15 protein-coding genes and 1 tRNA gene are annotated in these 17,194 nt (G+C 69.6%); 13 read left to right on the forward strand and 3 right to left on the reverse strand.

What is annotated here, in order from left to right:
• Positions 1 to 119: 119 nt before the first annotated feature.
• Both ACFVW6_RS00005 and ACFVW6_RS00010 read left to right on the forward strand, forming a co-directional pair.
• Complete coding sequence (locus tag ACFVW6_RS00005; RefSeq protein ID WP_378824582.1) at positions 120 to 1,004, forward strand: hypothetical protein; 885 nt, start codon at positions 120 to 122, stop codon at positions 1,002 to 1,004.
• Entirely contained in the window at positions 1,001 to 2,080 is a 1,080-nt protein-coding gene (locus tag ACFVW6_RS00010) for a DUF4129 domain-containing protein (RefSeq protein ID WP_378824580.1), read from the forward strand. Before ACFVW6_RS00005 ends, ACFVW6_RS00010 begins: the two co-directional genes overlap by 4 nt.
• Positions 2,081 to 2,175: 95 nt before the next feature.
• Here ACFVW6_RS00010 and ACFVW6_RS00015 read toward each other — a convergent pair whose 3' ends face one another.
• Positions 2,176 to 3,285: an RNA-guided endonuclease InsQ/TnpB family protein gene (locus tag ACFVW6_RS00015; protein WP_378824577.1), complete on the reverse strand. Its 1,110-nt coding sequence runs from the start codon at positions 3,283 to 3,285 to the stop codon at positions 2,176 to 2,178.
• Positions 3,286 to 3,374: 89 nt separating this feature from the next.
• Between ACFVW6_RS00015 and ACFVW6_RS00020 the strand changes: the two genes are divergently transcribed.
• Together ACFVW6_RS00020 and ACFVW6_RS00025 are read left to right on the forward strand one after the other, a co-directional pair.
• On the forward strand, positions 3,375 to 4,361 hold the full coding sequence (locus ACFVW6_RS00020; RefSeq protein ID WP_365009380.1) for an AAA family ATPase: 987 nt from the start codon (positions 3,375 to 3,377) through the stop codon (positions 4,359 to 4,361).
• A 4-nt stretch (positions 4,362 to 4,365) separates the two neighbouring features.
• Positions 4,366 to 5,661: a DUF58 domain-containing protein gene (locus tag ACFVW6_RS00025; protein WP_378824573.1), complete on the forward strand. Its 1,296-nt coding sequence runs from the start codon at positions 4,366 to 4,368 to the stop codon at positions 5,659 to 5,661.
• Between the two features lie 77 nt (positions 5,662 to 5,738).
• Here ACFVW6_RS00025 and ACFVW6_RS00030 read toward each other — a convergent pair whose 3' ends face one another.
• The gene (locus tag ACFVW6_RS00030) at positions 5,739 to 6,485 is read right to left on the reverse strand and encodes an RDD family protein (protein WP_378824571.1); all 747 of its coding nucleotides are present in this window, start codon (positions 6,483 to 6,485) and stop codon (positions 5,739 to 5,741) included.
• 18 nt (positions 6,486 to 6,503) lie between these two features.
• On the opposite strand from ACFVW6_RS00030, the gene ACFVW6_RS00035 reads away from it, so the two are divergent.
• The 4 genes from ACFVW6_RS00035 (at position 6,504) to ACFVW6_RS00050 (ending at position 10,360) form a co-directional block, all read left to right on the forward strand.
• Positions 6,504 to 7,538 carry a stage II sporulation protein M gene (locus tag ACFVW6_RS00035; protein ID WP_378824569.1) on the forward strand — a complete coding sequence of 345 codons (1,035 nt, stop codon included), beginning with the start codon at positions 6,504 to 6,506 and terminating at the stop codon, positions 7,536 to 7,538.
• Between the two features lie 729 nt (positions 7,539 to 8,267).
• Positions 8,268 to 8,900 carry a methyltransferase domain-containing protein gene (locus tag ACFVW6_RS00040; protein WP_378824567.1) on the forward strand — a complete coding sequence of 211 codons (633 nt, stop codon included), beginning with the start codon at positions 8,268 to 8,270 and terminating at the stop codon, positions 8,898 to 8,900.
• A 78-nt stretch (positions 8,901 to 8,978) separates the two neighbouring features.
• The gene (locus tag ACFVW6_RS00045) at positions 8,979 to 9,827 is read left to right on the forward strand and encodes an alpha/beta fold hydrolase (protein WP_378824565.1); all 849 of its coding nucleotides are present in this window, start codon (positions 8,979 to 8,981) and stop codon (positions 9,825 to 9,827) included.
• Entirely contained in the window at positions 9,824 to 10,360 is a 537-nt protein-coding gene (locus ACFVW6_RS00050) for a TetR/AcrR family transcriptional regulator (RefSeq protein WP_378824563.1), read from the forward strand. Before ACFVW6_RS00045 ends, ACFVW6_RS00050 begins: the two co-directional genes overlap by 4 nt.
• Positions 10,361 to 10,415: 55 nt before the next feature.
• Here ACFVW6_RS00050 and ACFVW6_RS00055 read toward each other — a convergent pair.
• A tRNA-Leu gene (locus ACFVW6_RS00055) sits at positions 10,416 to 10,501 on the reverse strand.
• Positions 10,502 to 10,720: 219 nt separating this feature from the next.
• Between ACFVW6_RS00055 and ACFVW6_RS00060 the strand changes: the two genes are divergently transcribed.
• The 5 genes from ACFVW6_RS00060 to ACFVW6_RS00080 all read left to right on the forward strand — a co-directional run bounded on the left by ACFVW6_RS00060 (position 10,721) and on the right by ACFVW6_RS00080 (position 17,161).
• Positions 10,721 to 12,136 (forward strand): DUF3662 and FHA domain-containing protein, encoded by a 1,416-nt coding sequence (locus ACFVW6_RS00060; protein WP_378824560.1) that lies wholly within the window; start codon positions 10,721 to 10,723, stop codon positions 12,134 to 12,136.
• A 168-nt stretch (positions 12,137 to 12,304) separates the two neighbouring features.
• Entirely contained in the window at positions 12,305 to 12,781 is a 477-nt protein-coding gene (locus tag ACFVW6_RS00065) for an FHA domain-containing protein (RefSeq protein WP_355275386.1), read from the forward strand.
• Positions 12,778 to 14,226 (forward strand): protein phosphatase 2C domain-containing protein, encoded by a 1,449-nt coding sequence (locus tag ACFVW6_RS00070; RefSeq protein WP_365009368.1) that lies wholly within the window; start codon positions 12,778 to 12,780, stop codon positions 14,224 to 14,226. The genes ACFVW6_RS00065 and ACFVW6_RS00070 overlap by 4 nt, the downstream gene beginning before the upstream one ends.
• Positions 14,226 to 15,698, forward strand: coding sequence for an FtsW/RodA/SpoVE family cell cycle protein (locus ACFVW6_RS00075; RefSeq protein WP_357341840.1), 1,473 nt, complete (start codon positions 14,226 to 14,228; stop codon positions 15,696 to 15,698). The genes ACFVW6_RS00070 and ACFVW6_RS00075 overlap by 1 nt, the downstream gene beginning before the upstream one ends.
• On the forward strand, positions 15,695 to 17,161 hold the full coding sequence (locus ACFVW6_RS00080; RefSeq protein ID WP_355275381.1) for a penicillin-binding protein 2: 1,467 nt from the start codon (positions 15,695 to 15,697) through the stop codon (positions 17,159 to 17,161). The genes ACFVW6_RS00075 and ACFVW6_RS00080 overlap by 4 nt, the downstream gene beginning before the upstream one ends.
• Positions 17,162 to 17,194 lie beyond the last annotated feature (33 nt).

Here is a 17,194-nt window from a genome sequence, read left to right on the forward strand (position 1 = left end):
CCGATCAGGCGCCGTTGCGTAGGCGACGAAGGAGCAAGCAACGGTGCCTGATCGGCGGGACAGGAGGGGCCGCGACTCGAGCGCGCCAGCGCTCCAACAACCCAGCTAGACTCGCCGACGTGCGTCCCGCCGTCGAAGCGGTCGGCGCCGTCGGGGCGGGAACCGATCCGGCACCGGCGTCCACGCCGGCGCCGCACTCTCCGCCGACGGTACCGATCCGGCCCCTGCGTTTCCGCGAACTGCTCGACGAGCCGTTCGCCCTGATCCAGGCCCATATCCGGGCCCTGGCGGCGCTCGGTGGGAGCGTGCTCGTGCTGGCCGTGCTCGGTGTACTCGGGGTGACCGGCCTGGTCTCGCATCTGACCGACGGCTCCGACGCGGGCACGGCGTGGGCCGCGATCCTCGGTTCGGCGGCGTTCATCTGGCTGTCGCGCCTGGTGCTGCGCGGCGCGACGGTCGCGATCGCGCTCGCCGATTTCGGCGGGGTGCGCTACGGCGCGCTCGCCGGGGTGCGGGCGGCCGCGCGGCGCGCCGGTCCGCTGGTGCTCGCGCAGATCATGTTCTCGCTCACCGGCATCGGTGTGCTGCTGGTCGGCAGTCTGCTGATCATCACCTATCCGCTGGCACTGCTCTGGTTGTCACAGGTGCGGGCGCGCAGGTTCGTCACCGAGCCGGTGATCGTCGGCGAGCACGCCGGGTTCGGCGCGGCGATCGCCCGGTCGAAAGAGCTGGTGCAGGGCGCGGATTGGACGGTGGCCGGCCTGTGGCTCACCCAGCGGGTCATCTTCGCCGTCCTCGCGGTGCCCGCGTTCGGGGTGCCGTTCTATCTGTCCGACTTCTCCGGCACGCATCGCTGGGCCTTCATCACGCTGCTGGTCGGCGGTCTGCTGCTGGTGGTGACGGTCGGCGAGATCGTCGAGGCGACCAGCCGGGCCGTCTGCTACATCGACCGGCGGTGCGCGCGGGAGGGGATGGACATCCGGATTCCAGGTGAGACCCGGTGACCGGCAAGCCCTTTCCCGACCACGGCGCCCCGCCGCCGGAGCAGTCCCTGGTGCCACCGCACGGCGCGCCGGCGCCGCCACGTCTCGGCGCCGCCGCCGAGCATCGCGCCGCCGCCGAGCAGGCCGCGCATCGCCGTGACTACGACAGCGCGCTGCGGGAACGCTTCCGCGCCGTCCTGCGCGCCCTCGAACAGGGCGGCACGCTGCCGGTCCGGCGCTCGCGCACCGCGCAGGAGACCGCCGACGACGCGACCACCGCGCTCCCGCTGGAGCAGTCCACCGAATTGCACCCGGCGGCGCGCAGTTTCGACGAGGTCGTCTACGGCGGCCGCACCGCCACCGAGGACGAGTACCGCAGGCTCGAATACGCCGACCGGTACTCCCAGTCCGCGCCCCCGCCGGTCGCCGAACCGGTCGAACTCGAGGTCGTCGAGCGCGCACCCAAGCGCCGCAGGCAGCTGCCGCCGCTGCCCGCGCTACTGCGCAGTCCCAAGTTCTGGGCGACGCTCGCCGCCGTGCTGGCGCTGAGCCTGCTGCTGTACGCGACGCTGCAATCGTGCGGCGCGCCCGACGCACCGCCGCCACCCGAGATCCCCGACCTGCCGGAACCACCCGATCCGCCCGATGATCCGGACTACGACCCCGACTTCGGCGCCGGCAAGGACTCGATCTTCACCAGCCTGCCCGCCTGGCTGGCCTTCGGCGGCTTGCAGCTGCTGATCGCCTTCGGCGTGCTGCTGTGGTGGCGCGGACGCAGGCGCGGCGCGCTCGTCGGCGAACCGCGCCCGGTCGAGGTCGCCGCGAACGAACTGCTCGCGGGCCAGGCAGGCCTGTACCGTCGCTCCGGCGATGTCGAGCACGTGGCCGGGACCCTGCGCACCGCGACGCTGCGCCGGATCCGCCCCCGCCTCGGCGCCCGTGACCTGACCGACGACCAGCTCGTCGGCACCACGGCGGCCCGCCTCGGCGTGCCCGCCCAGCAGATCGGCACCGTCCTGTTCGGCCCGGTGCCGGACGAGACGACCCTGTATTACGTTGCCGCACACCTCGAATGGATCGAGACGGAGCTCGGTTGACATCTCCCCGTCCTGACAGACGAGCATTCCTGCTTCACCATCAGCTGCCGGAAAGGAGAACTCCCTTGCGGACTTACACCGACTCCACAGGCGTTTCACCTCTCTGCCAGCCCGGCAGCGAGGATGTTTCGAGCCGCGTTCACATCCCGGTCATGGACCACACCGCAACGGCGGCACGTCCACGCCCGAACGTTCAGCGACAGCTTGTCGCCCAGCGCACCGCAGTGCGAACACACCCGGGTCGACGGATACCAGCGATCCACCACCAGCACCTCGCGGCCGTACCAGTCGGCCTTGTACTCGAGCATGGTGCGCAATTGCCGCCAGCTCGCATCCGAGATCGCTCGGGCGAGCGTGTGGTTGGCGACCATATTGCGCACCGTCAAGTCCTCGATGGCGACCGCTTGGTTCTCGCGAATCAGCCTCGTGGACAGTTTGTGCAGGAAATCGGTACGCCGATCGGAGATCCGCGCGTGGATGCGGGCCACCTTCCGCCGAGCCTTCTCCCGATTGCTCGACCCCAGTACTTTGCGGGCCAAGTCGCGTTGTGCCTTGGCCAGCTTGCGTCGGTCGACGCGCTCGTAGCGCGGATTGGCGATCTTCTCCCCGGTCGAGAGCGCGGCCAGCGAGCTGAGCCCGACGTCCACACCGATAGTGTTCGGCGTGGACGGCAGCGGAGCGATCGTTTCCTCGACGAGGATCGACACGAACCACCGGTCGGCACTGTCGCGGGACACCGTCACCGTCGACGGCACCGCAGCCTCGGGCAGCGGCCGCGACCAGCGAATGTCGAGTGGCTCGGTCATCTTCGCCAGCGTGAGTCGCCCATCGCGCCACCGGAACCCGGACCGGGTGAACTCAGCCGACGCTCGCGAGCGCTTGCGCGACTTGAAGCGAGGGTAACGGGCCCGCTTGGCGAAGAACGCCGCGAAGGCGGCCTGCTGATGCCGCAACGTCTGCTGCAACGGCACCGACGACACCTCGTTGAGGAACGCGAGATCCGCGGATTTCTTCCACCCGGTCAACTCGGCGGAAGCCTGCACGTACGTTGTGGACTTCGACTCCGTGGCATAGCGCCGCTGCCGGGCATCGAGTGCCTTGTTCCACACCAGACGAACGCATCCGAACGTGCGCGACAGCTCCGCGGCCTGCTCGGGCGAAGGGTAGCAGCGGAACTTGTACGCCCGCTTCACCACCTTCGCCATTGCTCACACAATACTGTGCACGTATGTGAAGAAAGGGGGATGGCGCTACCTCCCGGCCTTGACGAGCGGGTATCCGCGCCGGACAACCGATGACCGACAACACTGTTCTGCAGAAATCGCCGAGCGCGGCCGAGGCCGGTGCGGCGCTGGCCGCCCTGCGCACCGAGATCGGCAAGGCCGTGGTCGGCAACGACCAGGCCGTGCTGTACCTGGTGCTCGCGCTGCTGTGCCGCGGCCACGTGCTGCTGGAAGGCGTGCCGGGCGTGGCGAAGACGCTGCTGGTGCGGGCGCTGGCCACCTCGCTGGCGCTCGACCATGCCCGGGTGCAGTTCACGCCCGATCTGATGCCGGGCGATGTCACCGGTTCGCAGATCTACGACCCGCATTCGGCCGAGTTCACCTTCCGGCAGGGCCCGGTGTTCACCAACCTGCTGCTGGCCGACGAGATCAACCGCACCCCGCCGAAGACCCAGTCCTCGCTGCTGGAATCGATGGAGGAGCGCCAGGTCTCGGTGGACGGGCAGCCGCGACCGCTGCCGGATCCGTTCGTCGTCGTCGCGACCCAGAACCCGATCGAGCAGGAGGGCACCTACCCGCTGCCCGAGGCCCAGCTCGACCGGTTCCTGTTCAAGGTCGACATCCGGCTGCCCGACCGCGACGACGAGTTCCGCATCCTGCAGCGGCACGCGAGCGGCTTCGATCCGCGTGATCTCGGCGCCGCCGGGCTGCGTCCGGTGGCCGGTCCCGAGCACATCGCGGCCGCGCGCGCGGCGATCGCGCAGGTGACGGTGAGTCCCGAGGTGCTGGCCTACATCGTCGACCTGTGCCGCGCCACGCGCAGCTCCCCCGCCGTCGCGCACGGCGCCTCCACCCGTGGCGCGACCGCGCTGCTGGCGGCGGCGCGGGCACTGGCCTGGCTGAACGGACGCGGCTACGTGACGCCCGACGACGTGAAGACCGTGGCGGTCGCGGTGCTGCGGCACCGGCTGCAGTTGCGGCCCGAGGCCGAGCTGGACGGGGTGAGCACCGAGGGCGTGCTCTCGTCGTTGCTGGTCTCGGTGCCGGTTCCGGTGTAGCGGCGTGGTCGTCACAGGCCGGTTCGCACTGCTCGCGGCGATCGCGGGCGCGCTGGTGATGTTCCTGATCCCGTCGTGGGTCGGCGTCGTCGGCGCGAGCGCGGCGCTGCTCGCGCTCGCCGTGTTCGACATCGCCCTCACCGCGCGGGCCGACACGCTCACCCTCACCCGCGATCCGCTGACGGTGGTGCGGCTCGGCCGGGCCACCGAGGTGGAACTCGTCGTCACCAATACCGGCACGGCCACCGTGCGCGGGATGCTGTGGGACGCCTGGCCCGACAGCGCGCGGGCCGAGTACCGCACCCACCGGCTCGACCTCGCGCCGCGCACCCGCATCCGGCTGCGCACCGGGCTCACCCCCACCTATCGCGGTGATCGGGTGGCCGGTCCCGTCACGGTGCGGCTGCTCGGTCCGCTCGGGCTGGCGGGCAGGCAGTCGCGCGTCGAGGTACCGGCCAGGGTGCGCGCGCTGCCGCCGTTCCGCAGCGAGCGGCTGCTGCGGTCGAAGGTGAAGCGGCTGCACCATCTCGAGGGCCGCAATGTCGCGAACACCCGGGGGCAGGGCACCGAGTTCGACTCCTTCCGCGAGTACGTGGCCGGCGACGATGTGCGCAGCATCGACTGGCGCGCCACCGCCCGCGCCACCGACGTCCTCGTGCGCACCTGGCGGCCCGAACGCAATCGGCACGTGCTGATGGTGCTCGACACCGGCCGGGCCAGTGCGGGCCGCGTCGGCGACGGCACGCGCCTGGATTCCTCGATCGAGGCCGCGCTGCTGCTCGGTGGGCTGGCCGCGGCCGCGGGCGACACCGTCGACCTGCTCGCCTACGACCGGACGGTGCGGGCCGAGGTGACCGGCGCGGGCGGGCATCAGCTGCCGCTGAAACTTATGCACACCCTCGCCGGAGTGACACCGCGGCTTGTGGATACCGACACCACCGGCCTGGTGCGGACGGTCATCGCCCGGGTCCGCAGGCGGGCACTCATCGTGTGGTTCACCAGCCTGGACGGTCCGACGGTCACCGAGCACCTGCTGCCCGCGTTGCCCACCCTCACCAAGCGGCACCGGGTCCTGATCGTCTCGGTCACCGACCCGGATATCGCCGCCGCCGCCCGTGATCGCTCCACGGCGGACGCCGTCTACACCGCGGCGGCCGCCGAAACCGTGCTGGCCGAGCGGGCGCTCGTGCAGGAATCGCTGCGCAGGCGCGGGGTCGCGGTGGTCGCCGCCGCGCCCGATCAGCTGCCGGAAGCGCTCGCCGACGAGTACCTGGAGCTGAAGCAGTCCGGCTCCCTGTGAGTTGTGGACAACCGAGTTGTCCACCGGTACTCACAGCCCATCCACCGATCGACCAACACGTTGTGCACAGGGCAGGCTCAGCCGCGCGAAACCTGCTGTCGCCGAGCCAGAACCGCGCCGAGGACGTGGTACGGCGGGTATCCCGTCGGCACCGGGCGCCGCACGGCGGCGCAGACCGCCGTCACCAGCTGGGTGCCCAGGTGGTGCTGTGCGGCCGGGGTGAGCGTGCGCAACCTGGTCAGATACTGGCGGACCGCACCGGCCAGCTCGTCGGACAGGCCGCTCGGGTCGAGTTGCGCCGCCCAGCCGCTCAACCACGGCGGCGCGACGGCGAGCGCGGGCATCGGCAGGTTCTGGCGGGTGTGCACAACCACCGTTCCGGCGAGCACGTCGCCCACCCGCCTGGCGTCGCGCGAGCACAGTGAGCAGATCACCGCGACCGCGCCGAACGCGCCGAGCATCCAGAAATCCACAATCGCCCCGGCCAGCCCGCGGGTCAGCGCGTGCCGGAAATCGATCGGCCCGGCGTCGGCGCGCACCACGCGCAGGCCGAACGCCAGCTTGCCGATGGAGCGCCCGCGCGAGATCGTCTCGCTGCACACCGGGTAGACCATCAGCACCGTCACGAGGGTGACCACGAAGGTGACGTCGTACCAGGCCGAGTCGGCGTCGGCCGCGATCAGCACCATCACCCCGCCGTAGGCGAGCACGAAGGCGAGGGTGAGCTGGATGATCAGGTCGAGCAGAAAAGCGCCCGCACGGCTGGGGATGCGCGCGATCGGGAGCTCGAGCGCGACCGCTTCGCCGGTGGTGAATTCCGCCATGTGGCTAGCATTCCCGATATGGACACCGATGCCTACAGCTGGGCGCATCAACGGTCGTGGCATCGGCTGGATCAGCTGGTCCGCCAGCGCAAGCTGTCCGGCGCGGAGGCCGACGAACTCGTCCGGTTGTACCGGGCGGCTTCGCAACAGCTTGCGAAGATCCAGGGCAGGCCGGCCGATCCCGACCTGGTCGCCGGGCTCAGCGCGCTGCTCGCGCGGGCCAGGGGGCGGGTGCTGGCGGCCCGGTCGCAGCCGTGGCGCGAGGTCGGCCGGTTCTTCACCCGGCACTTTCCCGCGGCTGTGTATCGCGCGTGGCCGTGGTGGGTGGGGGTGACCGCGATCTTCCTCGCCGTCGCCGGGGTGATCGCGGTGCTTGTGGACAACTCCGCGGCGGCCCGCAAGGCCTTGGGGATACCCGAGGGCGACATCGATATCGTCACCGGACCTGGGGGAACGTTCGAGACCTACTACACCGAGCACCCCAACGACGCCTTCGCCGCCCAGGTGTGGACCCACAACTCGCTGGTGTCGGCGATCGCGTTGTTCACCGGCGTGCTGATCCTGCCCGCTGTGTACGCCCTGTTCATGAACGCGCTGAATCTGGGGATAACCGGTGGATTGATGTCCGACGCTGGCCGGCTCGAATCGTTCTTCGGCTTCATCCTCCCGCACGGCACGCTGGAGCTGACGGCGCTGTTCATCGCCGGTGGTGTCGGGCTGAAGCTGGGCTGGACGCTGGTCGACCCCGGCCGCCGCAGCCGCGCGGCCGCGATGGCCAGGCAGGGCAAGGCGACCGCGACGGTCGCGCTCGGCCTGGTGGCGGTGCTGCTGGTGTGCGGTCTGCTGGAGGGCTTCGTGACCCCGAGTCCGCTGCCCGCGCCGGTGCGGATCGCCTTCGGGTTCGCGGCTGAGGCGGCGTTCCTGTTCTACGTGTTCGGGATCGGGCGCCGGGTGGCCGACGAGCAGGACGCCGCGGCCGCGACGCCCGCCGCCCTGCCCGATCCGGCCGATCGCTGGCTGACACCGACCGCAAAGTCGCTGGACCGGGCCTGAACTCGCATCTGCACGTGCATTTGAACGGCAGGCAACTCTGAGCACACCCCGCTGAAACGGCGCCGGACAATCGGCAGCTACGCGAGGTTACGAGATGGTGTCGAACTCCCCCATTTGAGTTCCGCTGGCCGCAGCGAGTCGGGCTCGAGCTGCGGCCAGCGTTACCGTCAACTGTACACAATCGTTATGCCCATGCAACCCCCAACGCGCAGGTCGGGCGTACTGATTGCGAACCAGCAAACATCTGTGAAGGCACCGATTTTCACAGTCTCAGCTAACTTCCGGCGCCACCTCACAGCGACCCCAACGCACACTGAGAATTCACCTGCGGCAAACCTTCGACAACGAGTCACCCACCCGATGCCACCGCACGGAGTGAATATTCCCGGCGGTTGCCGATGATCATGCAAACCCGCCCGCATAGCCGATCACCTGCGGATACGGCAACAGAATTTCGGTTGCCTGACGCGAATCGCATTAAAAGAGACTTCAAGTTTGTTTACAGGGCTGCAAACAAGATCAGCACCTAGCAATCGAGCGGTAGCACCTGTCACGAGGCCGTAATTTGGACAAATGACCGGTTGCGAACCGGGCGCCGAACACCACGAAATCAGCCGACGAACACCCCCGGATACCGCCCGCTCGGGGCAGTGTGATCTTCGCCTCACCAGGGCCGTCGGCGGTGGTCAGTCAGCCGACATCGCCGCGTTGTCACCCCGCCCGCCTACGATGAGCCGCATGCCCGGGGTCAAGGATCGTCTGCTCACGACCATCGCCGATCAGCTCGGTAATCCGCACGGAATGCTCGGCAAGGGCGTCGCTTTCGTTCTCAATCGGGGAAACCGGCGCGCCATCGCCGAGGCGGTCACCGCGACGGGCGCGGACCGGGGCGCCACGGTCGCCGATATCGGCTTCGGCGGCGGTGTCGGGCTGACGCTGCTGCTCGACCGGGTCGGCCCCGATGGCGTGGTGCACGGCATCGAACCCTCGGCGGACATGCTCGCCCGCGCCCGCTCCGCCGCGGACCCCAGGCTCGTCCTCGCCGAGGGCACCCTCACCGCGCTGCCGCTGCCCGACGCGAGCCTGGACGCGGCGATCACTGTCAATACCCTCTACTTCCTCGACGATCTGCCCGCCGCCTGTGCCGAGCTGGCCCGCGTCCTGCGACCGGGCGGCGCGGCGGTGGTCGGCATCGGCGATCCCGACGCGATGGCCAAGATGCCGTTCACGCCTTATGGATTCACCCTGCGGCCCGTCGCCGAGGTGGTCGCGGCGCTGTCCGGCGCCGGCCTGACGGTCGAGCAGCGGACGCTGCCGAACCCGCCGATTCCGCATCATCTGCTGATCGCCCGCAAGGGCTGATTCCCCGCCGCCCGGTGACCGGCGATCGCGGCCGTCCGAAGGCTTGACCGACCGGTCGGTCATGGCTACCGTCGGTCCATGGGGCCTGCCGAGACACTGACCGTTCCCACTCCGTTCGGCGACATCGCGGTGCATCTGCGCGGCCGGTCGCCCGGGGCGGCGCCGGGATTGCTCCTGCTGCACGCGAATCCCGGTGATCACCGCGACTTCGACGAGATCGTGCCCGCGCTGGCACCCGACTGGGCGATCGCGGCAGTCGACTGGCCCGGCTCTGGCGCGTCGACCGTGCGGGATCCGGAGCTCATCACCATCGGCGCGCTGGCCGAGGTGAGCGTGCTCGTCGCCGAGGCGCTGTCCGCGCGCGGCTTCGGCGCGCTCACGGTGATCGGCAACAGCGCGGGCGGATACGCCGCGGTGCGGCTGGCCGAGCGCGCGCCGGACCTCGTGCGCGGGCTCGTGCTCGTGCAACCGGCCGGGTTCGCCCCGCTGAACGTCGTCACCAGGGGCTACTTCCATCTCGTCGCGAGCCGCGCGGTGGCGGGCCGGTATGTCGTGCCGAACGCGCGGATGTATCTGGGTCCGCTCGATCGCGGCGGGGTGCGGGCCATCTTCGATCGGGCGGTGGCAGTGCCCGGAGATCCGGTGCGGCTGGCCGTATATCGCAGTCTCTGGCGCAGTTTCGACGATCCGCGATTCGATCTGCCCTCGACGGGGCTACTGCTGGCCGGTGTACCGGTTCAGGTGGTGTGGGGACGCAACGATCCGACGAATCCGTGGCTGCTGAACCGCCGCGGCGTCGCCGTCGCCCTGCCGCACGCCGCGGTATCGGTGCTCGCCACCCGGCACGAACCGTTCGCCGAGGCCCCCGCACTCTTCCTCGACACGGTGCGGGACTTCCTGACCGCCTGTGCTGGAGTGGGGTCATGAGATCGGCCGAGCCGGGACGTCGCGCGCTGCTGGCGGCGGGCCGCAGCCTGCTGTCCACCGAGGACCTGACCAAACTGTCGGTCAACGCGATCGCCGCGAGGGCGAACATGGCCAAGGGCAGTTTCTATCAGCACTGGCCCAGCCGTGAGGCCTACTTCGTCGCCCTGCACCGCGCCTTCCACGACCACCTCGACGACCTGGTCACCACCGCCATCGCCGACCTCCCACCCGGCGAGCCCCGCCTCACCGCGGGCATCACCGCCTACCTCGACGGCTGCCTGGCCGACCCGGCCACCAAGGGTCTGCTCGTCCAGGCCCGCACCGACGCGGGCCTGGCCCCCGAGGTCGCCACCCGCAACGCCACCGCCGCCGCCCTCGTCACCGCCGACCTCACCGCCATGGGCTGGGACGACCCCACCCCCATCGCCACCCTCCTGGTCGCCGCCATCGCCGAAACCGCCCTCCAGGAACTGGCCACCACCACCCCGTCCCCACCCCTGCGCGAAGCCCTCCTCCGCCTCGTCCGCCGCTGACGAACACCCCCGAAAACGACGAGAGGCCCGATCCGGATGGATCGAGCCTCTAGTCTGGTGGGCGAAGGGGGACTTGAACCCCCACGTCCTTACGGACACTGGCACCTGAAGCCAGCGCGTCTGCCATTCCGCCACTCGCCCGAGCGACTGGAAAAATCTAACATGCCTCGCCGCTGAAAATAAAATCGACCCTCTGACCTGCGGTGATGCGACCGGATTCGGCTCGGGAACCGGGGCGGTTCGCCGGGAGTTACAGGGTTGGAGGATCGTGGATATCATGCAAGGAACGTGGTCGGGTCCGGACACGCCGTAACCAGCGTGTCGACCTGGTCGGACACGCGCACCGAAGGGAGGGCTGTGATGGGCATCGTGTCGAGATTCGAGCGTCGCCTGCAGGGCGCCGTCGGTGATGTGTTCGCGAGGGCGTTCGGCGGCAGCGTCGTTCCCCAGGAGGTGGAGGCCGCGCTGCAGCGCGAAGCCGCAGATCAGATCCAGGATCTGGGCGGTGGGCACAAGCTCGCCCCGAACAGTTACGTGATCACGATCAACGAATCCGATCACGGAAAACTCGACGCCGATCACGACCTCACGACCAAGGCGTTCGCCAAACATCTGCAGGATTACATCCGCGAGCAGGGCTGGCAGACCTACGGCGAAGTACACGTGGCGTTCGAGGCATCACCTACGCTGCACACCGGAATGTTCAGAGCGAGCGGCCGCGTCGACCCCGACGCCGGTCGCGGGACCGCCCCACCTCGCCCCGAACCGCCACAACGACCCGCACACCCGCAACCAGGAGCTGGCCCCATGACGCACAACTCAGGCTACGAGCCGAGCCGAGAGCCCGCGGAGTCCGATCCACGCAATCGCGGGTACGCGCCGCCGCCCGCCGGCCGAGGTGCGGCTCCCGGCGGTGCCTACCCCGACGAGTACGGCCAGCAGGGCGGCTACGGCGCCCAGCCGGGCTACGGCGACGCCGCGTACGGCCAGCAGGGTGGCGAGTACCAGAACGGGTACGACAACGCGGGCGGTCAGGGTGGCTACGGCCAGCAGGGCGGCTACGGCGGCGCCCAGCCCGGATACGGCGAGCAGGGCTACGACCAGCAGGGCGGGTACGGCCAGCAGGCCTACAGCCAGCAGGGTGGCTACGGGCAGCAGGGGTACGCCGAGCCCGGTTACGACCAGCAGGGCGGCTACGGCCAGCAGGGCTACGACCAGCAAGGCGGCTACGGCCAGCAGGCTGGGTACGGCCAGCAGGGGTACGCCGAGCCCGGGTACGACCAGCAGGGCGGCTACGGCCAGAACGGTTACGCCGACCAGGGTTACGGCCAGCAGGGCTACGCCGAGCCGCAGCAGGGCTACGGCCAGCAGGGCGGTTACGGCCAGGAAGAGCAGCAGGGCTACGGCCAGCAGGGTGGCTACGGCGCCCAGCCGCAGGGCTACGGCCAGGCGCCCGCCGCCGGTGCCGGTTACGGCGCCGCGCAGTCCAGCTACTCGGCCACCCTCCAGCTCGACGACGGCAGCGGCCGCACGTACCAGCTCCGTGAGGGCAGCAACATCATCGGCCGCGGCCAGGACGCGCACTTCCGGCTGCCCGACACCGGTGTGTCGCGCCGCCACATCGAGGTGCGCTGGGACGGTCAGACCGCGATGCTCTCGGATCTGGGTTCCACCAACGGAACCCTGGTCAACGGCTCGCCCGTCCAGGATTGGCAGCTCGCCGACGGCGACGTCATCCGGGCCGGACATTCGGAGATCCTGATCCGGATCGTCTGATCCCGTAAGCTGCGCGGTGCAGGTCACGAGTCGACGCCGTCGGCCCTATGATGCTGCCATCACACGCACGGCCCCGACCTCGGGGCCCGCAAGCCAGCACGCTGGTGGGGGTGGTTCGCCCCGCACCTGCCGTACCGACGTACCCGGGCGAACAGGAGGTGGAACGCCGTGCAGGGATTGATCCTGCAATTGACCCGCGCGGGGTTCCTGCTGCTGCTCTGGTTGTTCGTCTGGGCCGTTCTGCGGACCTTGCGCAGCGATATCTACGCGGCATCCGGCATCCGGATTCAGCCGAGACCCGCACGCGGTGCGCGCGGGTCCATCGGGCTGCCTTCCTTCAGCCGAGGCCAGAAGGGCGCCAAGTATCTAGTGGTGACTCATGGTTCACTCGCCGGCACTCGAATCACGCTCGGCACGCAGCCGGTCCTCATCGGCCGTGCCGACGATTCGACGCTGGTACTCACCGACGACTACGCCTCGACCAGGCACGCGCGACTCTCTCAGCGTGGTGACGACTGGTACGTGGAGGACCTCGGCTCCACCAACGGCACTTATCTCGACCGCGCGAAAGTCACCACCGCCGTCCGTGTTCCGCTCGGTACTCCTGTCCGGGTCGGCAAAACTGTGATCGAGCTGCGATCGTGACACTTGTTCTGCGCTACACCGCGCGAAGCGACCGCGGACTCGTCCGGGGCAACAACGAGGATTCGGTCTACGCGGGCGCACGCCTGCTGGCCCTCGCCGACGGCATGGGTGGCCACGCCGCCGGTGAAGTCGCCTCCCAGTTGATGATCGCCGCGCTGGCGCATCTAGACGACGACGAGCCGGGCCAGGACATCCTCGGCAAGCTCGATCGCGCAACGCGTTCCGGCAACGCGGCCATCGCCGACCACGTCGAGGCCGAACCCGAACTCGACGGCATGGGCACCACGCTCACCGCCATCCTGTTCGCGGGCGGCAAGCTCGGCATGGTGCACATCGGCGACTCGCGCGCGTACCTGTTGCGCGAGGGGGAACTCGCCCAGATCACCCGCGACGACACGTTCGTGCAGTCGCTGGTCGACGAGGGCCGGATCACCGCCGAGCAGGCGCACACCCACCCGCAGCGTTCGCTGATCATGCGCGCCCTCACCGGCAACGAGATCGAGCCGACGCTGATCATGCGCGAAGCCCGCGCCGGTGACCGGTATCTGCTGTGCTCCGACGGACTTTCGGACGTCGTGAGCGACGAGACCATCGGCAACACCATGCGCGAGGGCAATACCGACGAGTGCGCCGACCGGCTCATCGAATTGGCGTTGCGCAGTGGTGGTCCCGACAACGTCACCGTCGTCGTGGCCGACGTGATCGATCTCGACTACGGCCAGAGCCACCCGATCGTCGCGGGCGCCGCCTCCACCGAGGAGGAGGAAGACACCCCGCCGCCGAACACCGCCGCGGGCCGGGCCGCCGCGATGCGCCCGCCGCGCGCCCAGCCGCGCCGGGCCGCCGCCGCGCCCCCGCCGCCGGAGCCGAAGTCGCACAAGCTGCGCTGGCTGCTGCTCTCGCTGGCGCTGATCGCCGCGGTCGCCGTCGGACTCGTGGTCGGCTACAAGATGATTCGCAGCAACTACTACGTGGGCGCCGACAACGATCAGGTGGTCGTGATGCGCGGCCTGCCCGGTTCGATCCTCGGCTACTCGATCCACGATGTGGAGCTCACCGGCTGCGTCAACAGCAAGGGCGAGCTGACGCTGGTCGAGGCCGGCGAGTCCGCGCCGGCCGGCTGCAAGAAGCTGATGGTCAGCGATCTCAAGCAGACCGGCCGCGATCAGGTCCAGAAGGGCCTGCCGCCGGATTCGCTGGACAAGGCGCGCGACAGCATGAAGCTGCTGCAGAAGGAACTGCTGCCGCCCTGCCCGAAGAAGGAATCGGTGCCCCAGCCCGGCGTGCTGCCCACCGAGCAGCCGCCGGTGACCCCCGGTGGCGCGCCGACACCCGGCCCCGATCAGCCCGCGGCGCCGACCACCACCACGCCTGCCCCGACCACGACGACCGTGCCCCCGACAACTCCGCAGATCTCAGGGGAGAACTGCCGGGTGACGGACTGATGTCCGCTCCGGCACCGCCGTCGGCTGGGGCTTTCCCCAGCCCCCCTGGCGGATTCGCGCCAGCACCACCCCCGTCGACGCGACGCAACCAGGAGTTGCTGCTGCTGGCGGGGGCGGCGGGGATCACGACGGTGTCGTTGTTCATCGTCGAGGCGAGCCAGGAACAGTCGATCACCTGGGACATCGCCAAGTACGGACTGGCTTTTCTCGCGCTGTTCGGTATCGCGCATCTGGCCGTGCGGCGGTTCGCGCCGTTCGCCGACCCACTGCTGCTACCGATCGTGGCGCTGCTCAACGGTTTGGGGCTGGTGCTGATCCACCGGCTCGACCTCGCGGACGCGCAGAAGGCCGCGTACGACTCGAGCCCCATTCCCTCCCCCGATGCCAACCAGCAGATCATGTGGACCGGCCTGGGCATCGTGGTGTTCATCACCCTGCTCATCGTCTTGCGGGACTACCGCACGCTCGCGCGCTACACCTACACCCTAGGCCTGGTCGGCCTGCTCGCGCTGGCGATTCCGGCACTGCTGCCCAGCCGGTTCTCCGAAGTCAACGGCGCCAAGATCTGGATCCGGCTGCCCGGATTCAGCGTGCAGCCGGGCGAGTTCGCGAAGATCCTGCTGATCGTGTTCTTCGCCGGCGTCCTGGTGGCCAAGCGCGATCTGTTCACCGCGGCGGGCAAGCACTTCCTCGGCATGGAGTTCCCGCGCCCGCGCGATATGGGCCCGGTCCTGATCGTCTGGATCGTCTGCATCGGCGTGCTCGTCCTGGAGAAGGACCTGGGCACCTCGCTGCTCATCTTCGGCACCGTGCTGGTGATGATCTACATCGCCACCGAGCGGGTGGGCTGGCTGATCATCGGCGGCGGCCTGCTCGTGCTCGGCTTCGTCTTCGCCTACCAGCTCTTCGGGCACGTGCGGGTGCGCGTCGACACCTGGCTGCACCCGTTCGACGACTACCACAACACCGGCTACCAGATCTCGCAGTCGCTGTTCGGTTTCGCGACCGGCGGGCTGGCCGGCACCGGGCTCGGCAGCGGCCGCCCCAACCAGGTGCCCTTCGCCAAGACCGACTTCATCGTCACCACGATCGGTGAGGAGCTCGGCCTGATCGGGCTCACCGCGGTGCTGATGCTGTTCCTGATCTTCATCGTGCGCGGGCTGCGGACCGCGCTGGCCGTGCGCGACAGCTTCGGCAAGCTGCTCGCGGCCGGGCTCTCGTTCACGATCGCGATCCAGATCTTCGTCGTCGTCGGCGGTGTCACCAAGCTGATCCCGCTGACCGGCCTGACCACGCCGTTCATCTCCTACGGCGGTTCGTCGCTGCTGGCGAACTACGCGTTGCTCGGGCTGCTGATCAAGATCTCCGATGCCGCCCGCGCGCCCGCACCGGTGCGCAAGCGCGGCCCGGCGCCGATCGCCGAGGCGCCGACCGAGATGTTCCGCAGGTCGGAAGGCAGGGCGAGCGAATGAACACTCCACTACGTCGCGTCGCCGTCGCCGTGATGGTGATGGTGGTCGCGCTGCTCGTGAACGCCACCTACCTCCAGGTGGTCAAGGCCGACGATCTGCGCAGCGATCCGCGCAACTCGCGCGTGCTGCTCGACGAGTACTCGCGCCAGCGCGGGCAGATCTCCGCGGGCGGCACCGTGCTCGCGAGCTCGGTCGCCACCGACGACCGGTACAAGTACCTGCGCCAGTATCCGAGCACCCCGCCCGCGTACGCGCCGGTCACCGGCTTCTACTCGATGCAGTACGGCAAGACCGGACTCGAGCTGGCCGAGGACCCGCTGCTGTCGGGCAACGACTCGAGCCTGTTCGGCCGCAGGCTCATCGACATGTTCGCCGGGCGCGATCCGCGCGGCGGCAACGTGCTCACCACGCTCAACCCGATGATGCAGCAGGTCGCCTACGACCAGATGACCTCGAAGGGCTACACCGGCGCGGTGGTCGCGATCGAGCCGAGCACCGGCAAGATCCTCACGATGGTCTCGACCCCCAGCTACGACCCCAACGAGCTGTCGGGCCACGACGGCGCCGCGGGCCGGGCGGCGTGGGAGCGGCTCAGCACCGATCCGAGCCAGCCGATGCTCAATCGCGCCGTCTCGCAGACCTACCCGCCCGGCTCGACCTTCAAGACCATCGTCACCGCGGCCGCGCTGTCCAACGGCGTCGCCGGTCCCGACGACCAGTTCACCGCGGCGCCCAACATCACCCTGCCCGGCACCAGCACCACGCTGGAGAACTACGGCGGCAGCACCTGTGGTGACGGGCCGACCGCGAGCCTCTACGACGCGTTCCGCCGCTCCTGCAACACCGCGTTCGTCGAGCTCGGCGTGAAGGTCGGCGCGAGCGCGCTCAAGGACGAGGCCGCCGCGTTCGGCATCGGCCCGCATCGCGGGGTGCCGATCCCGGTGGCGGAGTCGACCGTCGGCCCGATCCCGGACAACGCGGCGCTCGGGCAGTCCAGCATCGGTCAGCGCGATGTCGCGGTCACCCCGCTCGACATCGCGGTGGTCGCGGCGACGATCGCCAACGGCGGCACCAGGATGCAGCCGTACCTGGTCGATCAGACCCAGGCGCCGGACCTGTCGGAGCTCAGCAAGACCAAGCCCGTCTCGGTCGGACAAGCGGTGAGTCCCCAGGTAGCGTCGACCCTGACGAATCTGATGGTCGCCTCGGAGGCCAATACCGCGGGCGGTGGCCGGTCGCCGTACCAGATCGCGTCCAAGACCGGAACGGCCGAACACGGCAGCAATCCCCGTAACACCCCGCCACACGCCTGGTATATGGCCTTCGCGCCCGCCCAGAACCCGAAGATCGCCATCGCGGTGATCGTCGAGAACGGCGGCGACCGGGCGCTCCAGGCCACCGGTGGCTCGGTGGCGGCACCGATCGCCAGGTCGGTGCTGGACGCGGGTCTGGCAGGGGGCTGAACGAAATGAGTGTGCGAGTGACAACACGGGGGC

It is taken from the genome of Nocardia sp. NPDC058244 (genome assembly GCF_042882065.1).
Taxonomy (GTDB): Bacteria; Actinomycetota; Actinomycetes; order Mycobacteriales; family Mycobacteriaceae; genus Nocardia.